Annotated in this window: 20 protein-coding genes; 12 read left to right on the top strand and 8 right to left on the bottom strand. The window is 57.2% G+C overall.

Features of this window, described 5'->3' with window-relative positions:
* Positions 1-864: carboxylesterase family protein (locus ACRDD5_RS11800; RefSeq protein WP_438676856.1), on the top strand; the 864-nt coding region annotated here is incomplete at its 5' end.
* Here the strand turns inward: ACRDD5_RS11800 and ACRDD5_RS11795 are convergent.
* Positions 851-1,693 carry a LysR family transcriptional regulator gene (locus ACRDD5_RS11795; protein ID WP_438676855.1) on the bottom strand — a complete coding sequence of 281 codons (843 nt, stop codon included), beginning with the start codon at positions 1,691-1,693 and terminating at the stop codon, positions 851-853. The genes ACRDD5_RS11800 and ACRDD5_RS11795 overlap by 14 nt on opposite strands.
* 111 nt (positions 1,694-1,804) lie before the next feature.
* On the opposite strand from ACRDD5_RS11795, the gene ACRDD5_RS11790 reads away from it, so the two are divergent.
* From ACRDD5_RS11790 to rimL, 4 genes are all read left to right on the top strand, one after another.
* Entirely contained in the window at positions 1,805-2,974 is a 1,170-nt protein-coding gene (locus ACRDD5_RS11790; protein WP_271281254.1) for a pyridoxal phosphate-dependent aminotransferase, read from the top strand.
* Between the two features lie 11 nt (positions 2,975-2,985).
* Complete coding sequence (locus ACRDD5_RS11785) at positions 2,986-3,759, top strand: ABC transporter substrate-binding protein (protein ID WP_438676854.1); 774 nt, start codon at positions 2,986-2,988, stop codon at positions 3,757-3,759.
* Positions 3,760-4,010: 251 nt separating this feature from the next.
* Positions 4,011-5,666 carry a glucan biosynthesis protein D gene (locus tag ACRDD5_RS11780; protein ID WP_271281206.1) on the top strand — a complete coding sequence of 552 codons (1,656 nt, stop codon included), beginning with the start codon at positions 4,011-4,013 and terminating at the stop codon, positions 5,664-5,666.
* 140 nt (positions 5,667-5,806) lie between these two features.
* On the top strand, positions 5,807-6,346 hold the full coding sequence (rimL, locus tag ACRDD5_RS11775; RefSeq protein WP_438676859.1) for a 50S ribosomal protein L7/L12-serine acetyltransferase: 540 nt from the start codon (positions 5,807-5,809) through the stop codon (positions 6,344-6,346).
* On the opposite strand, the gene ydcK is transcribed toward rimL, so the two are convergent.
* Positions 6,341-7,321, bottom strand: coding sequence for a YdcK family protein (gene ydcK / locus ACRDD5_RS11770; protein ID WP_271281205.1), 981 nt, complete (start codon positions 7,319-7,321; stop codon positions 6,341-6,343). The two genes, rimL and ydcK, sit on opposite strands and share 6 nt — an antisense overlap.
* Before the next feature lie 122 nt (positions 7,322-7,443).
* Here ydcK and tehA point away from each other — a divergent pair, with 122 nt between their 5' ends.
* On the top strand, positions 7,444-8,448 hold the full coding sequence (gene tehA, locus ACRDD5_RS11765) for a dicarboxylate transporter/tellurite-resistance protein TehA (RefSeq protein ID WP_271281204.1): 1,005 nt from the start codon (positions 7,444-7,446) through the stop codon (positions 8,446-8,448).
* Positions 8,445-9,041, top strand: coding sequence for a tellurite resistance methyltransferase TehB (gene tehB, locus ACRDD5_RS11760; protein ID WP_438676853.1), 597 nt, complete (start codon positions 8,445-8,447; stop codon positions 9,039-9,041). The genes tehA and tehB overlap by 4 nt, the downstream gene beginning before the upstream one ends.
* Here the strand turns inward: tehB and pepT are convergent.
* On the bottom strand, positions 9,038-10,267 hold the full coding sequence (pepT, locus tag ACRDD5_RS11755) for a peptidase T (protein WP_438676852.1): 1,230 nt from the start codon (positions 10,265-10,267) through the stop codon (positions 9,038-9,040). The genes tehB and pepT overlap by 4 nt on opposite strands.
* A gap of 115 nt (positions 10,268-10,382) precedes the next feature.
* Here pepT and ACRDD5_RS11750 point away from each other — a divergent pair, with 115 nt between their 5' ends.
* Both ACRDD5_RS11750 and ACRDD5_RS11745 read left to right on the top strand, forming a co-directional pair.
* Complete coding sequence (locus ACRDD5_RS11750) at positions 10,383-11,975, top strand: ABC transporter substrate-binding protein (protein WP_438676851.1); 1,593 nt, start codon at positions 10,383-10,385, stop codon at positions 11,973-11,975.
* A gap of 140 nt (positions 11,976-12,115) precedes the next feature.
* Positions 12,116-12,787, top strand: a complete 672-nt coding sequence (locus ACRDD5_RS11745) for a DUF3313 domain-containing protein (RefSeq protein ID WP_271281200.1) — start codon at positions 12,116-12,118, stop codon at positions 12,785-12,787.
* Positions 12,788-12,823: 36 nt separating this feature from the next.
* On the opposite strand, the gene ACRDD5_RS11740 is transcribed toward ACRDD5_RS11745, so the two are convergent.
* Positions 12,824-13,720, bottom strand: coding sequence for a DMT family transporter (locus ACRDD5_RS11740; RefSeq protein WP_438676850.1), 897 nt, complete (start codon positions 13,718-13,720; stop codon positions 12,824-12,826).
* A gap of 184 nt (positions 13,721-13,904) precedes the next feature.
* On the opposite strand from ACRDD5_RS11740, the gene ACRDD5_RS11735 reads away from it, so the two are divergent.
* Positions 13,905-14,777, top strand: a complete 873-nt coding sequence (locus tag ACRDD5_RS11735; RefSeq protein WP_438676858.1) for a helix-turn-helix domain-containing protein — start codon at positions 13,905-13,907, stop codon at positions 14,775-14,777.
* Here the strand turns inward: ACRDD5_RS11735 and ACRDD5_RS11730 are convergent.
* Entirely contained in the window at positions 14,757-15,944 is a 1,188-nt protein-coding gene (locus ACRDD5_RS11730; protein WP_438676857.1) for a benzoate/H(+) symporter BenE family transporter, read from the bottom strand. The two genes, ACRDD5_RS11735 and ACRDD5_RS11730, sit on opposite strands and share 21 nt — an antisense overlap.
* A 68-nt stretch (positions 15,945-16,012) precedes the next feature.
* Between ACRDD5_RS11730 and ACRDD5_RS11725 the strand changes: the two genes are divergently transcribed.
* Together ACRDD5_RS11725 and ACRDD5_RS11720 are read left to right on the top strand one after the other, a co-directional pair.
* A complete protein-coding gene (locus ACRDD5_RS11725) occupies positions 16,013-16,540 on the top strand; it encodes a helix-turn-helix domain-containing protein (protein WP_271281198.1) in 528 nt (175 codons plus the stop codon).
* An 80-nt stretch (positions 16,541-16,620) separates the two neighbouring features.
* Positions 16,621-18,585 (top strand): peptidase U32 family protein, encoded by a 1,965-nt coding sequence (locus ACRDD5_RS11720; RefSeq protein WP_271281197.1) that lies wholly within the window; start codon positions 16,621-16,623, stop codon positions 18,583-18,585.
* Here the strand turns inward: ACRDD5_RS11720 and ACRDD5_RS11715 are convergent, their stop codons facing one another.
* The 3 genes from ACRDD5_RS11715 to ACRDD5_RS11705 all read right to left on the bottom strand — a co-directional run.
* Positions 18,586-18,816, bottom strand: a complete 231-nt coding sequence (locus ACRDD5_RS11715) for a DUF2554 family protein (RefSeq protein ID WP_271281196.1) — start codon at positions 18,814-18,816, stop codon at positions 18,586-18,588. It abuts the gene before it with no gap.
* 142 nt (positions 18,817-18,958) lie between these two features.
* Positions 18,959-19,087: a DUF2474 domain-containing protein gene (locus ACRDD5_RS11710; RefSeq protein ID WP_271270144.1), complete on the bottom strand. Its 129-nt coding sequence runs from the start codon at positions 19,085-19,087 to the stop codon at positions 18,959-18,961.
* Positions 19,087-19,382, bottom strand: a 296-nt coding sequence (locus ACRDD5_RS11705; protein ID WP_438676849.1) for a cytochrome d ubiquinol oxidase subunit II, incomplete at its 5' end; no start/stop codon positions are given. The genes ACRDD5_RS11710 and ACRDD5_RS11705, both read right to left, overlap by 1 nt.

The following is a 19,382-nucleotide window of genomic DNA, read 5'->3' as shown; positions in this document are numbered from 1 at the left end:
AAGGCGATAGTGCAGAGCGGTTACACCCTGGCGGATACGCCGCGCGAGCAGGCGCTGGAAAAAGGTAAAGCGCTGGCGGCCCACTTTGGGCTGGATAACACCAGCGCAGAGCAGCTCAGGGCGATCCCGGCAGAAGATTTCTGGCCGCTGACCGCGCCGCTGAACGTGGCACCCACGCCGATTGTCGGCGACTGCGTGCTGCCGGAGCCAATGCTGGAGGTCTTTTTTGCCGCGCGGCAGCATCCGGTGCCCATTATGATTGGCTCGAACAGCGATGAAGCCAGCGTGATGGCGGTATTCGGGATTGATCTTGCCGGGCAGATCCAGAAGCTGCGCAAGGAGCGGCGCTTAGGCCTGGGGCTGATTAAACTGCTCTATCGGGGCGTGAAAGGTGACGAGGCACTGGGTCGCCAGGTGTGCCGCGATATGGCGTTTACCACCCTCGGCTTTGTGGTGATGCAGGCCCAGCAGCGGGTCGGAGAGCCGTGCTGGCGCTACTGGTTTGATTATGTCGCCGAAGCCGAGCATGACACCTACGCCAACGGGGCGTGGCACGGCAATGAAGTGCCGTACGTGTTTGATACGCTGACGCTTGCCGAGCCCGCCCGGCAGTATGTGAATGACAACGATCTGGCGTTTTCTGCTCAGGTGGCGGACTACTGGGTCAATTTTGCCCGCTCCGCCAGTCGGGGATGCTCGACGCTGGAAGGCCCGACGCGCTGGCCTGCCTGTCACCATAGGCGGGACGTGCTGTTGCGCATTGGATTGAATAAACATGCAGGTTTTAAGCTGGAAAACCACTTTATGCGCGCCAGACTGGCGCTGTTTAAGCGGGTGATGAAGCACCACGTCAGCCTGGACTGAGCAGGCAATGCCTGAAGGCCGCGAGCCCGGCGGCCTTACCGCGCGATTCACGCAGCACCAGCCGGTAGCTGGCCCCGGTTTTTACGCTGCTGGCGAAAGGCCGCACCAGCCGCCCGGCGCGGATATCCTCCTCCACCAGCGTTTCGTCGGCAATGGCCACGCCGAGCCCCTGAATGGCGGCGGTGATCGCCAGATCCATGGTATCGAAGTGTTGATTTTTGTGCATGGCAGGCGGCTGCACGGCCTGTTTCTCCAGCCACAGCGACCAGTCAGTCTTATCCCGCGTGGGGTGCAGGAAGGTCAACGTCTCTACCGCACACGCCTGGCGCAGGGGACTGATCACCGGGGTTAATGCCTCTTCAAACAGCAGATCGCCCGCGCTCAGCTGGGTGCCGAAGACAATCGCCGCATCGTAGGATTCGGTTTTGAAATTAACGCTGTGATCGTTGGTGGCGGTCAGCGCAATTTGCAGCTCCGGCTGGTCACGCTCGACCTGCAGCAGGCGCGGCACCAGCCAGCGTACCGCGCAGGTGGGGACTTTCACCCGCACCACGGTTTGCTGCGCCCGGGCCTGATCCGCCACCGTCAGGAAATGCTCATACGAGGCGCGCAGATCCGGCAGCAGGGCGCTTCCCTGGGGGGAGAGGCGCAATCCGCGGGCGTGACGTTCAAACAGGGGAAAGCCGAACCAGCTCTCCAGCGCGGCAATTTTGCGGCTCACCGCGCCCTGCGTCAGACACAGCTCTTTGGCCGCATGGGTCAGATTCAAATGGCGCGCGGTAACGATAAACGCCTCAACGGCGGTCAGGGGGAAAGAACGACGCGACATATCACCTCCAGGTATGATTTTTTGTCATGGCTATTATGACAACAATTCGGTTGTCGCGGCAACGGAGTTTGGGTTGAATAGTTATGCAATATCCACGAGAAGGGATTTATGATGACTCTGCGTACCCCGATACAGACCCGTTCCAAACTGCCGGACGTTGGCACCACCATTTTTACCGTTATCGGTCAGCTCTCTGCGGAGCACAATGCCATCAACCTTTCTCAGGGGGCTCCGAACTTTTCCTGCGATCCTGAGCTGATTGCGGGCGTGCACCGGGCGATGCAGGCCGGGCACAATCAATATGCCTCGATGACCGGGCTGGCAGCGCTGAAAGAGCGTATCGCCAGTAAAATCGCCGCGCTGTACGGCACCCAGTACGATCCCGCCAGCGAAGTGTTAGTCACCGCCAGCGCCAGCGAAGGACTCTATTCGGCGATCAGCGGGCTGGTTCACCCTGGCGATGAAGTGATTTACTTCGAGCCGTCGTTCGACAGCTACGCGCCAATTGTGCGTCTGCAGGGCGCCACGCCGGTGGCCATCAAGCTGACGGTGCCGGATTTTGCGGTGAACTGGGATGAAGTGCGCGCCGCTGTGACCTCGCGCACCCGGATGATTATCGTCAATACGCCGCATAACCCGAGCGGGCAGGTCTTCTCCGCGAACGATCTGGAACAGCTGGCGGCGATCACCCGTCATACCGATATCATTATTCTTTCTGACGAAGTGTATGAGCACGTGGTGTTTGACGACGTGCCGCATCACGGCATGGCGACCCATCCTGGGCTTGCAGAGCGCAGCGTGATTATTTCGTCGTTCGGCAAAACCTATCACGTCACCGGCTGGCGCGTCGGCTACTGCGTTGCTCCGGCGGAGCTGATGGACGAGATCTGTAAAATCCATCAGTTTTTGATGTTCTCTGCCGATACCCCTATGCAGCACGCCTTTGCCGAACATATGGCCGATCCCCAAACCTGGCTGTCGCTGGCGGCGTTTTATCAGCGCAAGCGCGATCTGCTGGTCAACCTGCTGGCGGAATCACCGTTCCGCCTGCTGCCGAGCGCCGGGTCGTTCTTCCTGCTGGCAGACTACAGCCATTTCAGCGATGAAAGCGACAGCGAGATGGTGAAACGGCTGATTATTGACTACGGTGTTGCCACTATCCCGCTCTCGGCGTTTTATACCGACGGGACAGATAACAAATTAATACGTCTCTCTTTTGCCAAAGATGAGGCGACTTTACGGGCAGGTGCGCAGGCCCTGTGTCGGGTAAAACCACGCTAAGGAGTTCAGTTATGAAATTAAAAGCCTTCGTTGTCGGCCTGGGGTTGCTGTGTTCGTTCTCTTCTTTCGCCGCAACCGAATTACGTTATGGCGTAGAAGCCGAGTATCCGCCCTTTGAGAGCCGTAATGCCGCAGGTGAGCTGGAAGGGTTTGATATTGAGCTCGGCAACGCGATTTGCGCGGCGGCTGCGCTGAAGTGCAACTGGGTTGAAACCTCGTTTGATGCACTGATCCCGGGCCTGGTGGCGAAGAAATTCGATGCCATCAACTCGGCGATGAACATCACCGACCAGCGCCGCCAGAGCATCGACTTTACCCAGCCGATCTACCGCATCCCGTCCCAGCTGGTGGGCAAATCGGGTAGCGCGGTAGACGCCACGCCAGACGGGCTGAAGGGTAAAACCATCGGCGTTCTGCAGGGTTCCATCCAGGAAACCTACGCGAAAGAGCATTGGGAAAAGCACGGTGTCACCGTGGTGTCGTATAAAGATCAGAACATGGCATGGGCTGATTTGCTGAATGGTCGCATCGACGCTTCGCTGGTGATGTCCGCCGCCGGGCAGGCCGGGTTCCTGAGCAAGCCGCAGGGGAAAGGGTTTGGCTTTATCGGCAAGCCAGTCTCTGATGACACCATCCTCGGCAGCGGGATCGGTTTTGGCTTGCGTAAAGGTGATGACGCAACCAAAAAACAGCTTGATGCCGCCATTGATAAAGTCCGCGCTGACGGCACCATCGACAAGCTCGCTCAGAAGTACTTCCCGGGCATCGATGTCAGCGTAAAATAAAAAAATCCTGACCTTTTAGCCCCTGTTGACGATGTCCAACAGGGGCTTTTTTAATCGTTTCTTTACCCGCGTTTCAGGCGATTCCCCTCGACAGATAAATCTTTCGCACTTTGCTTGTTTAATCACCTGTCAATAATTGGATTCTCAATCGTTTTTGTTTAGGCTGTGCCTCTTAATGATGTTCTTTCTTGCCGTCGTTTCGCCCGATGCGAAACCTTACTCCCCACGACCATAAGGACGTTTTTTCAGGCATGAATCGCAGACGTTTTTTACAAGGCTCACTGGCCGTTGCTGCACTGAGCAGCACTACCGGGCTCGCCACGCTTTTCTCCCGTGCGGCCAATGCGGCTGAATCGGACATTGCGGACGGTCAGAGCCGTCGTTTCGACTTTTCTGTGCTGCAATCCATGGCGCATGACCTGGCGCAAACTCCGTGGGGCGGGGCGCCGCGTCCGCTGCCAGACACGCTGGCCACGCTGACGCCGCAGGCGTACAACAGCATCCAGTACGACGCAAAACATTCCCTGTGGAATAACATCGAAAACCGTCAGCTGGACGTGCAGTTCTTCCACGTTGGGATGGGCTTTCGCCGCCGGGTGCGCATGTTCTCACTGGATAACCAGACGTCGCAGGCGCGTGAAATTCACTTCCGCCCGGAGCTGTTTAACTACCATGACGCGGGCGTCGACACCAAACAGCTGGAAGGCCAGAGCGATTTAGGTTTTGCGGGCTTCCGTGCCTTTAAGGCGCCGGAGCTGGCGCGTCGCGACATCGTCTCGTTCCTTGGCGCGAGCTACTTCCGCGCGGTAGATGATACCTACCAGTATGGCCTTTCTGCCCGTGGTCTGGCGCTGAATACCTACGCTGATAGCACCGAAGAGTTCCCGGACTTTACCTCCTTCTGGTTCGAAACCGTCAAGCCAGGGGACACCACCTTTACCGTTTATACCCTGCTCGACAGCCCGAGCATCACCGGTGCCTATAAGTTCGTGATCCACTGTGAGAAGAACCAGGTGATCATGGACGTCGACAACCATCTGTATGCCCGCAAGGATATCCAGCAGCTGGGGATCGCCCCGATGACCAGCATGTTCGCCTGCGGCAATAACGAGCGCCGGATGTGCGACACCATTCACCCGCAGATCCATGACTCCGATCGTCTGGCGATGTGGCGCGGCAACGGGGAGTGGATCTGCCGTCCGCTGAACAACCCGCAAAAGCTGCAGTTCCACGCTTATACCGACAAAAACCCGAAAGGCTTTGGTCTGCTGCAGCTGGATCGCGATTTCTCGCACTATCAGGACATCATGGGCTGGTACAACAAACGCCCAAGCCTGTGGGTCGAGCCGCGCAACCAGTGGGGCAAAGGCACCGTCGGCCTGATGGAGATCCCGACCACCGGCGAAACGCTGGATAACGTGGTCTGCTTCTGGCAGCCGGAAAAACCGATCAAAGCCGGGGATTCCCTCGACTACCAGTACCGTCTGTACTGGAGCGCCAAACCTCCGGTGCGTTCTCCGCTGGCGAATGTGTTAGCCACCCGCAGCGGTATGGGCGGCTTCCCGGAAGGCTGGGCACCCGGTGAACACTACCCGAAAGTGTGGGCGCGCCGTTTCGCCATCGACTTTGTCGGCGGCGATCTGAAAGCCGCGGCCCCGAAAGGGATCGAACCGGTGATCACGCTGTCCAACGGGGAAGCGAAGCAGATTGAAATTCTGTACGTCGAGCCGTTCGACGGCTACCGCATTCTGTTTGACTGGTATCCGACCAGCGACGACGCCGAGCCGGTGGATATGCGGATGTTCCTGCGCTGTCAGGGCGAGGCAATCAGTGAGACCTGGATGTACCACTACTATCCGCCAGCAGCGGATAAACGGCAGTATGTGGATGACCGCATAATGCGTTAATGGGTGGCTCGTACGGTTCCCTCTCCCTTGAGGGCTGAGGGATCCTCACAAAAAAATTGGCACGGTCGGCCCCCTCTCCATTCAGGGAGAGGGTTGGGGTGAGGGGGAGCAGACGACTACATTGAGGGACTATGACCGCAATCACCGAAGAAATTATCCCTGTTACCGAGCGTCTCGAACTGCGCGCCGCCGATGAGCGTTACGCCAGTGAATTGCACAAGCTGGTGGTCAAAAATCGCCAGTGGCTGCAGGAATCGCTTAACTGGCCGCAGTATGTGGGATCGGAAGAGGACAGCAGGCAGAACCTGCAGAGCAACCAGATGCTGCATCAGCGCGGTTACGCCAAAATGTTCCTGATGTTTAACGATGGGGCGTTGGTAGGGGTGCTGTCGTTTAATGCCATCGAGCCGCTGAATAAAACGGGCTATATCGGCTACTGGCTGGATGAAGATCATCAGGGGCAGGGTATCTTGTCCCAGGCATTACAGGCGTTTATTGGCTACTACGTCGAGCGCAACGAGATCCGCCGCTTTGTGATCAAATGCCGGGTCGCGAACCACGCCAGCAACCAGGTGGCGCTGCGCAACGGCTTTCTGCTGGAAGGTTGCCTGAAAGAGGCGGAGTTCCTCAACGGGCGTTTTGACGATCAGAATATCTACGCCCGGATCTACGCTTCATAATGCTCCCAGCAACGGCGTGCGCGTGATGCGCTGCGCGCCGTTAATCACCTTCGCGCCGCGCAGGTGAATCGCGTCCCCGTCCAGTGCTTCAACCACCGCATCGTCGGTAATTTCAATATGATGCTCGATCAGCACTTCGCCGTGAATGCGCGCCCGGCCCTGGATCACCACTTTATCGTCGAGCAAAATCGGCCCGCCACGCAGCCAGGCTTCGCCGCCAATCAGGACGTGATGTTTAATGACGCAGTTTCCCTCGACCAGCGCGTTTTCGGCGACCTGCGAGCTGTAGCGCAGCGTGGGGATGGCGTCCTCTTCCAGCCCGGCAAGCAGGCGCGCGTTGCCGTACACTTTGGCGCAGTCGCATACCCAGACGTTATTCACCTCGTTGCCTTCCAGCAGCGCATTCTCAAAGATCTCGGCGCGGTGCTCGACAAAGGCGTAGCTCACGATGGCATTGCCGTAGATCTGCGCCTGGTGCACCACCCGCGACTGGCTGACGGTAGCCTCGCCGAAGATTTTCAGGATCTGATCGTGGTCGGGAGTTAAGCCTTTGGCGGCAATCACCATGCTGTTGTGCAGAATGCGGGCATTATCGAAAAGATGGCATTCGCCGCGCACCACCGACGATTGCACCGTGACGTTGTCACTGATTCGCGCCCCGTGGCTGATTTGCGCCCCGTCGACCCAGACGTTATCGCCGATCCACACCTGATGGCTGATCACGCAGGGTTGGGTAATGCGCGCGTTGCCGCACACCTGCGCACCCTCGAACACCACGCTGTTTTCGTCATAGATCCAGCAGTCCTGATCCTGCGACAGCGCCGATTCATCATCCACCCAGCCGCCTCGGGTGCCGCTTTTCACATCGCTGAAATCACGGGCGGCGATAATCTGCCGCACGGTGACTGCGGCCTTAGCCTCGCCGTTTTGCCAGTGGTGCTGGCGGGTTTCATCGCTGAGTCGATATTTATTCATCACCGTTTCCGCTGTTGTTCTCTCCACTAAACGTAGCAAACTTTACGTTGATCGAAAGTATGGCATCCGGAAATGAAACCCCTTAAACTAGCATTTCAAATATTATTTATAGTTTAAAAGAAATGCGAAGTCAGAAAAGCACTCAAGGTGTTCTTAATTTACCGTCCGGCTATTTCGGGATGGTGCTGGGTATTATCGGAATGGGATTTGCCTGGCGCTATGCCAGCACCATTTGGCCCGTCACGCGCTGGCCTGGGGAGATCCTGGTGACGCTGGCGATGGTGATTTGGCTGCTGTTGACGGTGGCCTTTATTAGCCGGGTGGTGCGCTTTCCGCGCAGCGTGCTGGCCGAAATGCGCCATCCGGTGATGAGCAGTTTTGTCAGCCTGTTCCCGGCGACCACCTTGCTGGTGGCGATTGGTTTTGTCCCCTGGTATCGCCCGCTGGCGCTGGTGCTGTTCACCGTCGGCGTGGTGGTGCAGCTGAGCTATGCCTCGTGGCAGTCCGCCGGGTTGTGGCGCGGCACCCATAGCCAGGAGGCGACCACCCCTGGCCTGTATCTGCCGACGGTGGCAAACAACTTTATCAGCGCCATGGCCTGCGGCGCGCTCGGCTTTCACGATGCCGGGCTGGTATTTCTGGGGGCGGGGGTCTTCTCCTGGCTAAGCCTTGAACCGGTGATCCTGCAGCGGCTACGCAGCGCAGGCGAGCTGCCCACCACGCTGCGCACCTCGCTGGGCATTCAGCTGGCGCCCGCGCTGGTGGCCTGTAGCGCCTGGTTTGCCGTCAACGGCGGTGAAGCAGATACCTTTGCCAAAATGCTGTTTGGCTACGGCCTGCTCCAACTGCTGTTTACCCTGCGCCTGATGCCCTGGTATCTGTCGCAGCCGTTTAACGCGTCGTTCTGGAGCTTTTCATTCGGCGTGTCGGCGCTGGCCACCACCGGCCTGCATCTGGGCCAGAGCAGCCCGTCCGGGCTGTTTCACGCTATCGCCATCCCGCTGTTTATTTTTACTAACGCCATTATTGCGCTCTTACTGGTGCGCACGTTTATCCTGCTGATGCAGGGCAAACTGTTGGTTCGTGCAGACAAAGCAACGCTTATGCAAGCTGAGGAAAAAGAATGACTGTGTTTGATGATAACTACTTTACCGAAAAATATGGCATGACCCGCACTCACTCCGACGTGGTATACAGCGCCGGGATTGTTAAACCGGGCAAAACGCTGGATCTGGGCTGTGGCAACGGACGCAACAGCCTGTATCTGGCGGCGAACGGCTTTGACGTGACCGCGTGGGATAAGAATGCGGCAAGCATCGATAACCTCGAGAGCATCAAGGCGAAAGAGGGCATCACCAATCTGCAGTCGGCAATCAAAGATCTCAACAGCCTGCGTTTTGACGGCGAGTACGATTTTATCCTGTCGACCGTGGTGATGATGTTCCTCGAAGCGAACACTATTCCGGGTCTGATTGACAATATGCAGCGCTGCACCAAACCGGGTGGCTATAACCTGATTGTGGCAGCGATGGATACGGAAGATTACCCGTGCAACGTCGGCTTCCCGTTTGCCTTCAAAACCGGCGAACTGAGCGGCTACTATGCGGGCTGGGAACTGCTGAAATATAACGAAGACGTCGGCGCGTTACACCGCACCGACGCTGAAGGTAACCGCATCAAACTGCGTTTTGCTACGATGCTGGCGCGTAAACCCGCTTAACGCGCCGCCAGCAAACAAAGCTGCAATGCCGTATGATACGAGGCCTCGAACGATTTCAGCGGTAAAAACTCAAACTTCGAGTGGAAGTTATGGGCGCCGGTGAAGAAGTTCGGGGTCAGCAGTCCTTTCGCCGAGAGCGCTGCGCCGTCGGTGCCGCCGCGCATTGGGGTCGGTTTTGGCGTGATGCCTAAACTCTCCATCGCTGCAAACATCAGGTCGATCGCCCGGCGATCTTCGCCGACCGCATTGCTGATGTTGCTGTAGGTATCTTCGATGTGCCAGTGCACCTTCGCGGTAGGGTGCTGGGCGGCGATTTTCTGCGCCACCTCGGCGATTTGCACCTTGCGGGCAGCAAAGCCGTCCCGGTCGAAATCGCGAATATTGGCCTTCAACACCGCTTCGTTTTGCCCGGCCTGAATACCGTTAAACCAGATATAACCTTCGCGGCCTTCGGTATGTTCCGGGGTTTGCTGGCGATCGAAATGGCTGATGAAATCGGTCGCCATCAGCAGGGGGTTAACCAGCACCCCTTTCGCCGACATCGGGTGCGCCGTCACGCCTGTAAAACGGATTTCCGCCGCCGCCGCGTTGAAGTTCTCGTAGACTACCTCCCCCAGCTCGCAGCAGTCGATGGTCCAGGCAAAATCCACATCGAAACGCTTCAGATCCAGCGCTTTTGCCCCACACAGACCGATCTCTTCATCCGGCACAAAGGCCACCACGATATCGCCATGCTGATGCTCGGCAGTGAGGTTTTCCAGCACCGTCATCACTACCGTGACCGCCGATTTGTTGTCGGCACCGAGTACGCTGGTGCCGTCGCTGAAGATGATCGCTTCGTTTGGATAGGCCAGGATTTCCGGGTGCTCGCTGACCCGCAGCCAGATGTCTTTGTCAACGTTGAGACAGAGATCATCTCCTGTGAAGGTCAGAATTTGCGGATTAATATCCGGTGATAATCCCACGTCGACGGTATCGATATGGGTGATAAACCCGATCCGTGGCGCGCCGGGAACGTTGCCCTTTTTCACCGCCGTGACGGTGGCAAATTCGTCGATCACAATATCATCCAGACCCAGCGATTCCAGCTCCTTCGCCAGCGCGCGCGCCATGTCATGCTGGCCGGGCGTGGAGGGCAGGGTTTTCACCTTTGGATCGCTCTGGCTGGTAATGGCCAGGTAGCGAAAGAAGCGTTGGGTTAATTGTCTGGCGAGCGCTGATGACATGGTGGATCCTTCTTTATTTGAGTTATCAGGTGTTTGCAAAATCACTTTAATGTTATTTATGGTTTGGCACGACAATAAATTCATTAGCCGTCAAATTAAAAGACAGGAAAACGCGATGAAAAGCAACCTCACAACCCTGGCACTGATCGTCGCCGCGCTGACGGTCAGTTCCACCGTTGCCGCCAAAACGCTGGTCTACTGTTCCGAAGGATCGCCGGAAAACTTTAACCCCCAACTCTATACCTCGGGCACCAGCGTGGATGCCAGCGCGGTGCCGGTCTATAACCGGCTGGTGGATTTCACCCCAGGCACAACCGAACTGGTTCCGAGCCTGGCAGAGAGCTGGGACGTCAGCGACGACGGCAAGGTGTATACCTTCCATCTGCGCAAAGGAGTGAAGTTCCAGAGCAACAAGGCCTTTACGCCGACGCGCGATTTTAATGCCGATGATGTGATCTTCTCGTTTATGCGGCAGAAAGATGTCAATCATCCGTATCACAACGTCTCTAACGGCAGCTATTCCAACTTTGAAAGTCTGGAGTTTGGCAAGCTAATTACCGCCATCGATAAGGTCGATGACCAGACGGTACGTTTTACCCTCGCACACCCGGAATCGCCATTTGTGGCCGACTTAGCCTGGTATTTCGCCTCGATCCTGTCGGCGGAATATGCTGACGCGATGATGAAAGCCGGCACGCCGGAAAAGGTCGATATGGACCCGATTGGTACCGGGCCATTTAAGCTGGCGCAGTATCAGAAAGATTCGCGGATCCTGTTTACCGCCTTCCCGGAATACTGGCAGGGCAAGGCCAAGCTGGATCGTCTGGTGTTCAGCATCGTGCCGGATGCCTCGGTGCGCTTTGCCAAGCTCGAGAAAAACGAGTGTCAGGTGATGCCATTCCCGAACCCGGCGGATCTGCCGCGAATGAAAGAAAACAAAGATCTGAATCTGATGAGCAAGGCGGGGCTGAATACCGGTTTCCTGGCGTTTAACACCCAAAAAGCGCCGCTGGATAACGTCAAAGTGCGTCAGGCGCTGGCGATGGCGATCAACAAACCGGCCATTATCGAGGCCGTTTTCCATGGCACCGGCACGGCGGCGAAGAACCTGCTGCCGCCAGGGGTATGGAGCGCAGACAGCGAGCTGAAAGACTACGACTACGATCCGGAAAAAGCCAAAGCGCTGCTGAAAGAAGCCGGGTTTGCGAACGGGATGACAATCGATCTGTGGGCGATGCCGGTTCAGCGTCCGTATAACCCGAACGCTAAACGCATGGCGGAGATGATCCAGGCCGACTGGGCGAAAATCGGCGTGCAAACCAAAGTGGTCACCTATGAGTGGGGCGAATACCTTAAGCGAGTGAAGGGCGGCGAGCATCAGGCGGCGCTGATGGGCTGGACCACAGCCACCGGCGATCCGGATAACTTCTTCGGTCCGTTATTTACCTGTACCTCGGCAAACGGCGGCTCGAATTCGGCCAAATGGTGTTATCAACCATTCGATAAAATTATTGCCGAAGCTAAATCAATAACCGATCGTGATAAACGAACGGCCTTGTACAAAGAAGCGCAGCAAATGATGCACGATCAAATGCCTGCGGTAATGATTGCCCACTCAACGATATTTGAGCCGGTGCGTAAAGAGGTCACTGGTTACGAAATTGACCCGTTCGGCAAACATTTATTCTGGCAAGTGGATATAAAATAACCGCTTAACGCTGCCCGCCGCAACGACGGGCAGTGTTTTTTCTATTTGTGCTGTCTTCGTCATTTTTTGACACTCCCTTTGTTTAAATCTTTTGCTATAACTTCAATTGCATATTTGCAATTAACAGGGATACATCCTTTATGCGTACAAATACTTTATTTAAAGTTGCCGCGCTCTCCGGTCTATTGCTTCTGGCGGGCTGTGCGTCAAAAGTGGCGGCGCCTGAACAATATTCAGGCTTTTTAAAAGACTACTCTGGGCTGAAAGAAACCACCTCTGCATCGGGTAAACCGACGCTGCGCTGGGTTGATCCGTCTTATAACGCAGCAAATTACGACAGCATTGTCTGGAACAATGTCACTTATTATCCGGCACCAAAGCCAACCACCCAGATCGGTCAACGCACTCTGGATGAACTGTTAAACTACACCAACAACAAAATGAAAACCGCTATCGGCCAGCGTAAGCCGATTGTGGCGTCGCCAGGTCCACGCAGCCTGATCTTCCGTGGCGCCATCACGGGTGTCAGCTCGCAGAAAGAAGGCCTGCAGTTCTATGAAGTTGTCCCTGTTGCGCTGGTCGTTGCCGGCACGCAGATGGCAACCGGTCACCGTACCATGGATACCCACCTCTACTTTGAAGGCGAGCTGATTGACGCCAAAACCAATAAGCCGGTACTCAAGGTCGTTCGTAAGGGTGAAGGTAAAGAACTGACTAACGAAAGTACACCAATGACCTTCGCCACTCTGAAGCAGGTTGTTGATGATATGGCCGCCGATGCGACCATGTTTGATGTCAATAAAACCAAATAACACCAGATCGGCCTGCATCGCGCAGGCCGGTTTTTTTTACGCCGTCCGCAGCCGGTTAAACCAGCTCTCCGGTTTGGCAAACATGACCAGATTCCCCGTTAATATCAGCAGCAGCCCCGCAATGGCATTGCTGTGCCAGACGTATCCCTCGTACAGCGTCGAGAACGACAGCGCCACCAGTGGGAACAGCAGGGTGCTGTAGGCCGCTTTACCGGCACCTATCCGCCCAACCAGCGTAAAGTACGCGCCAAAGGCAATTACCGAGCCAAACAGGGCCAGGTAGAGCAGGGCACCCATATAGCTTACCGACCACACCGGGGTAAAATCATCCCCGCGAATGAGCGCAATTGCCCCCATCACCAGAGTGCCGTACAGCATCGCCCAGGCGTTGGTGGTCATCGTTTCCAGCCCGTTACGCTGATGGCGCAGGCTGATCATGTTTCCGAGCGAGAAACCGTAGGTGCCCAGCGCCGACAGGGCAATGCCGAACAGCAGGCCCGCGTTCCAGCCGCTGGCGAGCAGATCGCTCCAGAACAGGGTAACGATGCCGAGCAGACCCAGTGCCGCCGCCAGATAAAAGCGTGCAGGCGGGCGCTGACCAAAGAACAGGAAGCTGTTCAGGGCGTTATACAGCACCGCCATCGAGAAAATCACCGACTCCAGCCCGGTGTTGATGTACCCGGCCGCAGTATAAAAACACCAGAAGTTGAAGCAGAAGACGCAGCAGCCCTGCAGTCCGCAGAAGAGGTGATCGCGTAACGCCAGCGGGCGCAGGCGGCGCAGGATCAGCAGCACCGCCATGATGGTGGCGGTGGCGACGGCGAAGCGCCAGAAAATAGAGACCGGGGCCGGAACCGGTCCCTGTTGTAAGAAGATGGCAATCCAGGTGGTGCCCCAGATCACCACCACCAGCGCGTACAGTAATGCGTTCATATTTATTCTCGTATTGGCAAAGTCTGCGTCCAGTATGGCGGCACAAGGCGCTAGCCTCTTTCACCAGCTTGCGGTGGACTTGCATATTCTTGCGCTTTTTTGCCATCGACAGAGAACAAGACTGGCACTGGCTGGCAGATCTTTTTAGACTGAAACATTCTGGTGAATGGATATGTGGGACGTTATGGCTGAGATGTACGGTGCCTTTGAAAATCTGCGCAAGCATAAAGCGGTATTGCACAATGCCGTCGCGTTGAATTCGGGGATCCATCTGGCGGCCTGGTCTAATAAACGCGACACCATTACCCAGTATTGCGATCACCATACCCTGAGCCTGTACATCGCCGACGGTTACGAGAGCTACCACAAAACTCGCGCGGGCTGGAAAAACGGCGGTGGCCCGGATCGTTTCTGCCTGATGCCCAAAGAGAGCGAGTCCAGCTGGGATATCCGCGACGATCTATCGTTTGTGCATCTCTACTGTACTGACGATCATCTGCGTCACGTGGGGGAGCAGATCTGGGACAAGAGCCCGCACGCGCTCTCGCTCGATGAAAGCCTGTTTGGTGATGATGCGAAAATCACCGCCCTGTATCGCCATTTTATCCTCGGCTGCGACTGGCAGCAGAGCGCCAATCAGCTGACGCTGAGCACCGCCTCCACGCTGTTACTCACCCATCTTGTGCAGCATTACAGCAACGTCCAGTGGGCGCTGCCGACGGTGACCGGTGGTCTGTCGCCGTATGTATTACGCAACGTGCTGGGGTTTATCGAAGAGAATCTCGCCCAGCCGCTGACCCTGGCGGATCTGGCAACCCAGGCGGCGTTAAGCGAATACCATTTTGCACGTATGTTCCGTCAGTCGATGCAGCTGGCGCCCCATCAGTACGTGATGCAGCGGCGGATGGAGAAGGCCAAAGCATTAGTGCGATCCACCCGCCAGCCGCTGACCGAGATTGCGCTGGCCTGCGGGTTCAGCTCGGCCAGCCATTTCAGTAACCGCTTTCGCGCCGCCACAGGATTTACGCCGTCCCAGCTACGCGCGGCGAGTGCGTGATAGCAGGGCGTAACACACGCCCCCGGCAATCAATCCCCAGAACGCCGATCCAATCCCGGCCAGCGTCACCCCGCTGGCGGTCAGCAGAAACGTCACAATCGCCGCATCGCGCTCGGTTTCATTGTGCAGGGCCTGGTGCAGGCTACCGCCAATGGTGCCCAGCAGCGCCAGCCCCGCCAGGGTCTGGATCCAGCTTAGCGGCAGTGCCGCCATTAGCCCACTGATTGACCCGCCAAAAATTCCTGCCAGCAGATAGAACACGCCTGCTGCGGCGGCGGCCAGCCAGCGTTTGCTGGCATTGGGGTGCGCATCCGGGCTCTGGCAAATGGCGGCGGTGATCGCCGCGATGCAAATCGAGTACACCCCGAACGGTGACAGTACCAGCGCCAGCCCGCCGGTAAAGACGATCAGCGGCGAAACGGCCACCGGATAGCCGGAGGCTTTCATCGTCGCGAACCCCGGCGCATTCTGCGAGGCCATGGTGACCAGGAAGAAGGGCAGACCGATGCTAATCAGCGTGGTCAGGGTAAAGGTCGGGGCGATAAATTCCGGCATCACCACCGAGAAGGTCAGCCTTTCAGTGACAACGTCACCGTTCAGTGCCGCCACGGCACCACCCACCAGCAGAGTCGCGACAATCGCATAGCGCGGGGCGAAGGCTTTGGTCAGAAGCCACGCCAGCAGCATACTGCCGCACAGCAGCAGGTGGCCTTCAATGTTGCTAAACGCCTGCAGGCCAAAGCGCAGCAGGACGCCCGCCAGCATCGCCGCCGCCAGCGAATGGGGGATAATTTTCATCAGCCGGGCAAACAGGCCGCTGACCCCACAAATCAGGATCAGGGCATTGGCAAAGATAAATATGCCGATGGTCTCCGACAGGGTTACGCCCTGCAGGCTGGTGGCCAGCAGCGCCGCTCCCGGCGTTGACCAGGCGGTGAGCACCGGGGCTTTATACCACCACGACAGCGCCAGGGTGCTGACCCCCATGCCGATCCCCAGCGCAGTCATCCAGCCTGCAATCTGCGGCGCGGTGGCCCCTGCCGCTGCGGCCGCCTGCCAGATGATGGCGGCGGAGCTGGCGTAACCGACCAGCACGGCGACAAAGCCCGATAATACCGTGGGGAAGGTCAGAGATGAGACGCGCATAAAAACTCCGTTGTGCGTTATAACAGCCAGAAAGGTATCACTGTGCGTTATAGCATACAAGTGCTACACTCGCCGCAACGGGAGGGGTTATGGACATCACGCAACATCTTGCACTGACACTGAAAACGCTGCGCCAGGCGCGCGGCTGGAGTTTGTCGAAGCTGGCAGAAGAGACAGGCGTCTCAAAGGCGATGCTCGGTCAGGTGGAGCGGAATGAATCCAGCCCGACGGTCTCGACGCTGTGGAAAATCGCCACCGGGCTGAACGTGCCGTTCTCGACCTTTATCAGCCCCGAAGCGGACGCTGCGCCGGTGTTCGATCCGCAGCAGCAGGCGATGGTGGTCAAACCGCTGTTCCCCTGGGATGACGCGCTAAAATACGACCACTTTTCCATCACCCTCGCGCCGGGCACCCTGAGCGAATCAACCCCGCATGAGTCCGGGGTGATTGAACATGTGGTGGCGATCAGCGGCGAGCTGGAGATGCAGATCGACGGCGTCTGGCGCGTAATTCCGCCGGATAGCGGCCTGCGTTTCGCTGGCGACAAACCGCACGCCTACCGTAACAGCAGCAGCCAGACGGTACACTTTCACTCCCTGATCCATTATCCCCGCTAAAGGCACGCAAAACTGTTTCGTTGACGCAGCGTTCTGACTACAATGGCCGCCATTTTGACCATAACGGATAACGACGAAGCATGCGCCTGCCATCCCATCAACTTGAACTTTTAAGCCCGGCTCGTGACGCCGCCATTGCCCGCGAAGCGATCCTTCACGGCGCGGATGCGGTCTATATCGGCGGCCCTGGATTTGGCGCTCGCCATAATGCCAGCAACAGCCTGCGCGATATCGCCGATCTGGTGCCGTTCGCCCACCGCTTTGGGGCGAAGGTGTTCGTGACCCTGAACACCATTCTTCATGATGATGAACTGGAACCGGCGCAGCGGATGATCACCGACCTGTACCAGACTGGCGTTGATGCGCTGATCGTGCAGGATATGGGGGTTCTCGAGCTGGATATCCCACCGATTGAGCTGCACGCCAGCACCCAGTGCGATATCCGCAGCGTGGAAAAAGCGAAATTCCTGGCCGATGCGGGCTTTACCCAGATCGTGCTGGCGCGTGAGCTGAACCTCAATCAGATCCGCGACATCCATCAGGCCGCCGATGCTACCATCGAATTCTTTATCCACGGCGCCCTGTGCGTGGCCTATTCCGGGCAGTGCAATATCTCTCACGCACAAACCGGGCGCAGCGCCAACCGCGGCGACTGCTCCCAGGCCTGCCGTCTGCCGTACACCCTGAAAGACGATCAGGGCCGGGTAGTCGCCTTTGATAAACACCTCCTGTCGATGAAAGACAATGACCAGACCGCCAACCTGGCTCAGCTTATCGACGCGGGCGTGCAGTCCTTCAAGATTGAAGGGCGCTATAAAGACATGAGCTATGTGAAGAACATCACTGCCCATTACCGCCAGATGCTGGACGCAATTATTGAAGATCGCGGTGACCTGGCGCGCAGCTCTGCCGGACGTACCGAGCACTTCTTTATTCCGTCGACCGACAAGACCTTCCACCGCGGCAGCACCGACTACTTTGTGAATGCGCGTAAAGACGATATCGGCGCCTTCGACTCGCCGAAGTTTATCGGCCTGCCGGTGGGTGAAGTGCTGAAGGTGGCGAAAGACTTTCTTGATGTGGAAGTCACCGAGCCGCTGGCGAACGGCGATGGGCTGAACGTGATGATCAAGCGAGAAGTTGTCGGCTTCCGCGCCAATACGGTAGAAAAAACCGCTGAAAACCGCTATCGCGTCTGGCCGAACGAAATGCCGGCCGACCTGTATAAAGCGCGTCCCCACGCGGCCCTGAACCGTAACCTGGACCATAACTGGCAGCAGGCGCTGCAGAAAACCTCCAGCGAACGTCGCATTGCGGTGGATATTGAGCTGGGCGGCTGGGAAGAACAGCTGATCCTGACGATGACCAGCGAAGATGGTATCAGCGTAACGCATACCCTGGACGGACAGTTTGAGGTGGCGAACAACGCTGAGAAAGCGATGAACAGCCTGAAAGACGGCGTCGCCAAACTGGGCCAGACGATTTATTTCGCCCGGGATATTCAGGTAAATCTGCCGGATGCGCTGTTTGTGCCGAACAGCCTGCTGAACCAGTTCCGCCGTGAAACCGCCGAGATGCTCGATACCGCGCGTCTGGAAAACTACCCGCGCGGCAGCCGCAAAGCGGTCAGTGTGCCGCCGCCTGTCTACCCGGACACCCATCTTTCGTTCCTGGCAAACGTCTACAACCACAAGGCGCGGGCGTTCTATCAGCGCTATGGCGTGACCTTGATTGATGCGGCCTATGAAGCACATGAAGAGAAGGGCGATGTGCCGGTGATGATCACCAAACATTGCCTGCGCTTTGCCTTTAACCTCTGTCCAAAGCAGGCGAAAGGCAACATCAAGAGCTGGAAAGCGACCCCGATGCAGCTGGTCAACGGGGATGAAGTATTAACCCTGAAATTCGACTGCCGTCCGTGCGAAATGCACGTTATTGGCAAGATGAAAAATCACATCTTCAAAATGCCTCAACCTGGCAGCATCGTCGCGTCCGTCAGCCCTGACGAACTGCTGAAAACGCTGCCGAAGCGTAAAGGCAGTTAATTAGCGAAAGTGAGTATCCGGTTTGCGCGACTTCTGCCAGTGGTGATGTTCGCGCAACCCTTCTGCCGACTCCTCCGCCACGGCACGCAGCTCATCGCTGTCGGCTTCATGGCGCAGCTGTTGCTCCACATTCTTCACCCATAAAAAATGATGCCCCACATGTCCCGCCATCAGCTGACCGGAAAATAACGCACAGGTCAGCAACACTACCGATAACACTCTTGTAAACATTCTGCCACCACCCGGTTACGTTGAGCGGCCATCATGCCGATAGTTGCGTTGGGTTATTATTCAGGAATTCAAATTCACGCAAAGGGTTTGTCAGTTTTTGTCAGCCGGGCGACGCGATATCGCCCGGCTGGTAGGAGGGAATTTAGTGTGATTTAAAGCCTGCCGCCGTCATCAGTACACGGAAGAACATGCCCACCAGCGCCAGCGCCAGCACGCTGCCGCCCCAGATAATGACCAGCCACATCAGGCGTTTCCAGACAGAATGTTGCATCAGTGATAGCCCTCCCCAGGCTGGACTTTTCCGCGAAACACGTAATAGCTCCAGAAAGTGTAGACAAGGATGATGGGGATAATAAACAGCGCCCCCACCAGCATAAAGCCCTGGCTCTGCGGCGGAGCCGCGGCCTGCCACAGGGTGATCGATGGCGGGATGATATGCGGCCAAATACTGATTCCCAGCCCGCTAAAGCCGAGGAACACCAGCCCGAGGGTCAACACGAACGGCAGGTGATGGCTGTGCGGATTGTTCAGGCTGCGCCACTGCCACAGGCTGAGGGCGATAACCA

Source organism: Silvania sp., assembly GCF_051656365.1.
GTDB lineage: Bacteria > Pseudomonadota > Gammaproteobacteria > Enterobacterales > Enterobacteriaceae > Enterobacter > Enterobacter hatchlandensis.
Note: the sequence above shows the minus strand (reverse complement) of the source record. Positions and strands in the feature narration are given on the sequence as shown.